This is a genomic window from Pseudomonas sp. S4_EA_1b (assembly GCF_016307435.1).
GTDB classification, from domain to species: Bacteria; Pseudomonadota; Gammaproteobacteria; order Pseudomonadales; family Pseudomonadaceae; genus Aquipseudomonas; species Aquipseudomonas rhodesiae.
In genome coordinates this window covers 1-6,145 of sequence record NZ_JAEILC010000177.1, presented here as the reverse complement: position 1 = coordinate 6,145, position 6,145 = coordinate 1, and the positions used below count along the sequence as shown (strand labels likewise).

Genomic DNA, 6,145 nt, shown 5'->3' with positions numbered 1-6,145 from the left:
GGGGTTATGCCGAGATAAGGCAAAAATTAGGACATTCGTTCTGTAAATATATGATTTAAAAGGTTATTCGAGAGGCCGTGGCTTGCTGGTCATCCACCGTCTGGCTAGCCGTCTATGCTGATGCTTTTGCCTCGCTTGGGGGATGTGTTCAATGGCATCGGTGGAAAGAACAGCCTACCCTATCTTGCCCAGTCAGCTACCGGCCAAGGAGCTTCATCGAAGCTATTCCCTGTCTGATTCAGAGATCGAATGGGTCAACAACACCGCTAAGAGTCCAGCGCTCTCGATTGGGCTGGCAATCCAGTTAAAGGTGTTTCAGCAGCTGCACTATTTCGTTCCGTTCGAGGAGCTTCCTCAGGAACTCATCAGTCATGTCCGGCAATGCCTCCGCTACGGCGCACGAATAGCTCCACGCTATAGCAATCCCCGCACCCTTTACCGGCACCAAGCAGCGGTACGGCAGTACCTGCAGGTTACCCCCTTCTACAGCAGCGACGGGCTAGCGGTCACTGAGCAGATCGCACGTGACTGCGCTGTAGTTCTTGAGCAGCGAGTCGATCTCATCAATGCCATGCTTGATGAGCTGATTCAGCGTGGCTATGAGCTTCCGGCTTATTCGACGCTCAACAACCTCGCAGAAACCGCCTTGGCGAGTGCCCAGGAAGTTACCTTCAACCTAGTCGTGACTCGAGCGCCAATCGAGGTGATCTACAAGCTGAAGGAGCTGCTCGACACCGACTTCGGCCGGCGCCAGAGCGATTTCAATGCGCTGAAACAGGCACCCAAGAAGCCATCTCGCAAGCACCTGGAGGTGCTGATCGACCACTTGGCCTGGCTAGAGAGCTTCGGGGACCTGGAGGCCATCTTTGAGGGGATCGTCGATGCCAAGATTCGCCACTTTGCTGCCCAAGCCGCGGCGGCGGACGTCTCCGAGCTGAAGGACTGCTCGCTGCCGAAGCGCCACACGCTGATGCTGGCCTTGATATATCGAATGCGTGTGCGAACTCGGGACCACCTGGCCGAGATGTTCATCCGGCGGATTTCGACGATCCATAAACGCGCCAAGGAGGAGCTGGAACAAATCCAGGCGCGACAACGCCAGAAGCTGGAGCAGTTGGCGGCGACCCTGGACGGCGTGGTGCAGATTCTGGTTCAAGAACCGGATGACCAGGAAGCTGGCAGCCTGATTCGGGAATACCTCTCCCCTGATGGCAATCTGGATCGGTTGCGTGAGACTTGCGCCGAAGTCCAAGCTACCGGCGGTAATAACTACCTGCCGTTGATCTGGAAGCACTTCAGGTCCCATCGCTCGCTGTTGTTCCGTCTCAGTCACCTTCTCCAACTGGAGCCCACGACTCAGGATCGGTCGCTGACTCAGGCACTTCAACTGATCCAGGACAGCGAGAATCTACACCGCGAATGGATCGACGAGCACGTCGATTTGTCGTTTGCGTCGGAGCGCTGGGTCAAGGTCGTTCGTCGCCCTTCGAGTGAGGGGCCACCGACCAACCGGCGCTATCTGGAAGTTTGCGTTTTCTCCTACCTGGCCAGCGAGCTGCGATCCGGCGACATGTGCGTACAAGGGTCGGTATCCTTCGCCGACTATCGCAAGCAGTTGCTACCCTGGGAGGAATGTCTCCAGCGACTACCGGCCTACTGCGAAAAGATGGGGCTGCCTGGCACAGCGAAGGAGTTTGTTGCCTCTCTCAAGACCCAGTTGGAGGAAACCGCGCAACAACTGGACGAGAAATTCCCATCATGCCGAGGGGACGTATCGATTAACGAAGCTGGAGAACCGGTGTTGCGCCGAGTAGCGGCGCGGGACATCCCCCCTTCGGCCATCTCGCTGCAGACGGCGCTTATGCAGCGCATGCCGGCCAGGCATGTGCTCGATATCATGGCTAACATCGAGCATTGGATTCAGTTCACGCGGCATTTCGGGCCCATGTCCGGTAACGAGCCGAAGCTCAAAGAGCCTGCCGAGCGCTACCTGATGACGATCTTCGCCATGGGCTGCAACCTAGGCCCTAGCCAGGCTGCACGGCATCTGACCGGTAATGTCACGCCACACATGCTGTCCTATACGAATCGCCGTCACCTCTCGCTGGAAAAACTGGACAAGGCTAACCGCGAGTTGGTGGAACTCTACCTTCAACTTGATCTGCCCAAGCTCTGGGGCGATGGCAAGGCGGTGGCTGCGGACGGCACGCAGTTCGACTTCTATGATGACAACCTGCTGGCCGGCTACCACTTTCGCTACCGCAAAATGGGAGCCGTGGCCTATCGGCACGTGGCCAACAACTACATCGCCGTGTTCCAGCACTTCATCCCGCCGGGCATCTGGGAGGCGATCTACGTGATCGAGGGGCTGCTCAAGGCTGATCTCAGCGTCGAGGCTGACACGGTGTACTCCGATACCCAAGGGCAGTCGGCCACGGTGTTTGCCTTCACCCATCTGTTGGGCATCAATCTGATGCCACGTATTCGCAACTGGCGCGACCTGGTGATGTGCCGGCCGGATCGCGGTGCTTCGTACAAGCATATCAACCGCCTGTTCACCGACACTGCCGACTGGAACTTGATCGAAACCCACTGGCAGGATCTGATGCAGGTCGCATTGTCGATCCAGGCCGGCAAGATTTCCTCGCCCATGCTGCTGCGCAAACTCGGCTCCTACAGCCGGCGCAACAAGCTCTACCATGCGGCTCAGGCACTGGGCAGCGTGATCCGTACGATCTTCTTGCTCAACTGGATCGGCAGTCGCGAGTTGCGCCAGGAGGTCACCGCGAACACCAACAAGATCGAGTCCTACAACGGTTTCTCCAAGTGGTTATCTTTCGGCGGCGATGTGATTGCTGAAAACGATCCGGACGAGCAGCAGAAACGGCTGCGCTACAACGACATGGTGGCCTCGTCGGTGATCCTGCAGAACACTGTGGACATGATGCGCATCCTGCATAAACTGGCCCGCGAGGGCTGGCAGTTCACCGATGAGGACGTGTCGTTCCTCAGCCCCTACCTGACCAGCAACGTCAAGCGCTTCGGTGAGTTCAACCTCAAGCTCAATAGGCCACCGGAGCCCTGGATCAAGGACTCGGTATTCCAACAGGCCGCCGGCTCGCTTCGAGCCAACACGGCCAGCAAGACCGGTGCCTAGGAGGCAACATGATCGAGATCCCTCCCGCGACTTTTCGAGTCACACCCTACGGAGAAGTGGATGGTGTAGCACTGGACAAGCTGCGAGCCAGCTTCGACACCTCCCAGCTTCTGCGACTGGTTGACCAATTCGATGCCTGTCTGGCTGAGTTAGGTGGAGTTGTGGCTGTCCGAGATGAGCTGCTGAAGCTTCATGCGATGGCCCTAACCCTTGTAGAGGGTGTGCCACTGACAGTACCTACTGAGAATGCCTGCATCTGGACGGAGGCTGAGTCGCTGCAACAGAATCTCGAGACCCTCGCTGGGTGGGTGCGCTCTGCTCAAGCTGGAATAATCCCCTTGGTCAATCTAGCGCCCGACCACGAACAGTAAGCACTTGGGAGAGTGCCTATATTGTAAATGCGCAGGCTTGAGGAAAGACCATCTCTTGCCGGATTAAATCTTCGACAGCGGCAATCCAATACTTATCGAGCGACCAGCCGAAGAACTTGACCTGTCTCACCCGAGCGTCAGGGGCCAGCACCAGATGGCGAGTGGCCTTGGCCAGCGTTACGATCAACAGTAAGCTCCAAAAGGGTTCCCGCAGGACGCCAGCCACTACTGTGAGTGGATCACCAATAATATGTACCCAGCTGATCAGCAGCGACCAGCGCCCGAAGCGGTGATAAGCCTGCTGGGTCTTTTCCAGTTTTTCTTCGCTGACGGGAAACCAGCGTTTGTGTCGGTAGTGTTCGATAAAACGGCCCAACAGCCAGTTCAGTGCTTAGCCCAGTACATTGCCCGTGGTCGCCACGGCCAGCCGTGTCCAGGCGGCATAGGGGTCGGTCAGCAGCAAGCCGACCAGCACCGCTTCCGGCTGCATGGGCAGCAGCGTGGCGGCACCGAAGGCGGCGAGGAACAGGCCGAAATAGCCGGATAACTCGCACATCAGGCTAGGCGTTCAGGCCGATCCAGCCATGGACACCCACGTAAATCCCCACACCGATGATCAATAGGCTGGACAGGTACGGAGCGCGACGCGCCACAGCACCAAGCCAGGGCCAGCGATTGGACGCCTGGCGTGCTCCGATAGCGGCGGCAGCACCAACGGTAACCAGGGTGATGGCCAGGCCAATGCTGAAGCACAACACCAGCACGGCTCCCAGCGCGACTTCCTTCACTTGTAGGCAGAGCAGCAGCACGGTGATCGCTGCCGGGCAAGGAATCAGCCCGCCCGTCAAACCGAACAGGATGATCTGGCCCGTGGTGACGTTGCGATTGCTAAAGCGCTTGCGGATATCGTTGGCATGCGCCCGCTCATGGGCATCCTGGTAGCCCTCCAACGACAGCTCCAGGCCCTCCAGTTCTGCATGATCATGGCCATGACCGTGGCCGTGCTCGTGGAACTCCAGATCATAGTCGTGAGAATGACCGGCATGGCCGAGGCTCAGGCGCGCTGTGAATTCGTGGGGTTCGGGAATCTCGTCCACTGACTCCAGGTAGTCACCTCGGTCGACGAAGCGAAACTGCTGGGCCAGGCCATCGGGGCGGGTCGTCAGCAGGCTCATTTCAGCTGCCGACCAGGCATGGCCAGTCAAGATATTCAGTCGCCAGCGCGGAGGGACGCCCTCTTCGAAGATCGACAGTTCGATGCGCCCATGCCCGGTGTCGATGCGCTGCATTTCATCGTGGTGGTGATAGTCATGCTGAAGATCATCGCCTTCCTCGAAGCGCCACATCTGCTCGCCACGCCAGGTGCGCCAAAGCATCCACAGGGCGATGGTGATAATTATGGCGGCGGACGCAAGCTGGAAATACGGCTCGGTGGTTTCGGCATTCAGGTTCTGCCCCAGGTACATGCCGGCCATGGCCACCAGCCAAACCACTGCGGTGTGGGAAAGCGTTGAGGCCAGTCCCAGCAGAACAGCCTGCTTCACCGTGCCGCGAATGGCCACGATAAACGCCGCCATCATGGTTTTCGAATGCCCTGGCTCTAGGCCATGCAAGGCTCCCAGCAGGATGGCACTGGGGAAGTACAACCAGGCCTGCGAGGCTCCCTGTTGCAGCAGTTCAGCGAAGCTCGACATGGGAAAAGGCCTAGAGGTACTTAGTGATTTGCTTGAAGTCTTCGAGCGATGCGCGTTCACCTGTCGCGAGTGCTTCGACGGTGTGTTCCAGGCAGTGATCGATATGGTCTTGGATAAGCACACGCTTGGCCTGGCAGACGGCTTTTTCCACGGCATGCAGTTGCTGAGCGATGTCGACGCAGGCCCGGCTGTCTTCGATCATGCTGACGATGCTGCGCAGGTGGCCCTCCGCACGCTTCAACCTTTTGATGATATCGCTATGACTTTGGTGCTGATGGCCGTGTTCGTGATCGCTCATGCCTTGAGTCTCATGCATCGATGAATTACGCTCGCATCCTATCCCCCTGGGGGGGATATGGTCAAACCAACTACCCCTTCAGAACAACCATCCGCTTAGGCATCAAAAGAAACACGACATGCTCAGCAACCCCATCAGCACTAAGGTGATTTTTGCCCTTGCTCTGGCCATCTTGATAGCCTGGGCCGGGCACACCTCTGCGCTCTTTATGGGTTCGAGTCAGCCAGTCGGGAGTGGCAACAATGGCGCACATTCGCATACCCATGGTGACGAGGCGCTCGCCTGTGCTGCATACGGGGATCACTGCCACTCACCGCTGACCGCCGACCATGTGCATGAAACACCGCACCTGACCACGCTGCTCAGCATCAGCACGCTGCCTGAACGTACGCAGCCGATACCCGCCCCTCGTTACTCCATTCCTCCAAGCCCGATCTTCCTGATTGAACGGCCACCGCGCGCCACATTCGTGCTCTGACATAGGCTGCTGTGCGGCCCAAGACCCCTTTAACTCAGGACTCAACCATGGATTCGTTATCCATGAGCGCAATGGGCGCATTTGTCGTGCGTCCGAATCGCTCGTTATTACTGCTGCTGTTGTTTATGGGCACCTCGAATAACGCGA

At 58.0% G+C, this 6,145-nt stretch carries 5 protein-coding genes and 1 pseudogene; 3 read left to right on the top strand and 3 right to left on the bottom strand.

Annotation, left to right across the window (positions count from 1 at the left end; all coding sequences use genetic code 11):
* Positions 1-151 precede the first annotated feature (151 nt).
* Positions 152-3,157: a Tn3 family transposase gene (locus YA0848_RS34980; RefSeq protein ID WP_023082813.1), complete on the top strand. Its 3,006-nt coding sequence runs from the start codon at positions 152-154 to the stop codon at positions 3,155-3,157.
* A gap of 8 nt (positions 3,158-3,165) precedes the next feature.
* Positions 3,166-3,528, top strand: coding sequence for a Tn3 family transposase post-transcriptional regulator TnpC (tnpC, locus tag YA0848_RS34975; RefSeq protein ID WP_010953865.1), 363 nt, complete (start codon positions 3,166-3,168; stop codon positions 3,526-3,528).
* Positions 3,529-3,670: 142 nt separating this feature from the next.
* Here the strand turns inward: tnpC and YA0848_RS34970 are convergent.
* The 3 genes and pseudogenes from YA0848_RS34970 to mreA form a co-directional block, all read right to left on the bottom strand.
* A pseudogene (locus tag YA0848_RS34970) lies at positions 3,671-4,084 on the bottom strand (YqaA family protein); the annotation flags it as partial.
* Between the two features lie 4 nt (positions 4,085-4,088).
* Positions 4,089-5,222 (bottom strand): Ni(II)/Co(II) efflux transporter permease subunit MrdH, encoded by a 1,134-nt coding sequence (gene mrdH / locus YA0848_RS34965; RefSeq protein ID WP_010953868.1) that lies wholly within the window; start codon positions 5,220-5,222, stop codon positions 4,089-4,091.
* 10 nt (positions 5,223-5,232) lie between these two features.
* A complete protein-coding gene (gene mreA, locus YA0848_RS34960; RefSeq protein ID WP_010953869.1) occupies positions 5,233-5,520 on the bottom strand; it encodes a metal-sensing transcriptional repressor MreA in 288 nt (95 codons plus the stop codon).
* A 118-nt stretch (positions 5,521-5,638) separates the two neighbouring features.
* Here mreA and YA0848_RS34955 point away from each other — a divergent pair, with 118 nt between their 5' ends.
* Positions 5,639-5,998 (top strand): hypothetical protein, encoded by a 360-nt coding sequence (locus YA0848_RS34955; RefSeq protein WP_010953870.1) that lies wholly within the window; start codon positions 5,639-5,641, stop codon positions 5,996-5,998.
* The last annotated feature ends 147 nt before the right edge of the window (positions 5,999-6,145 follow it).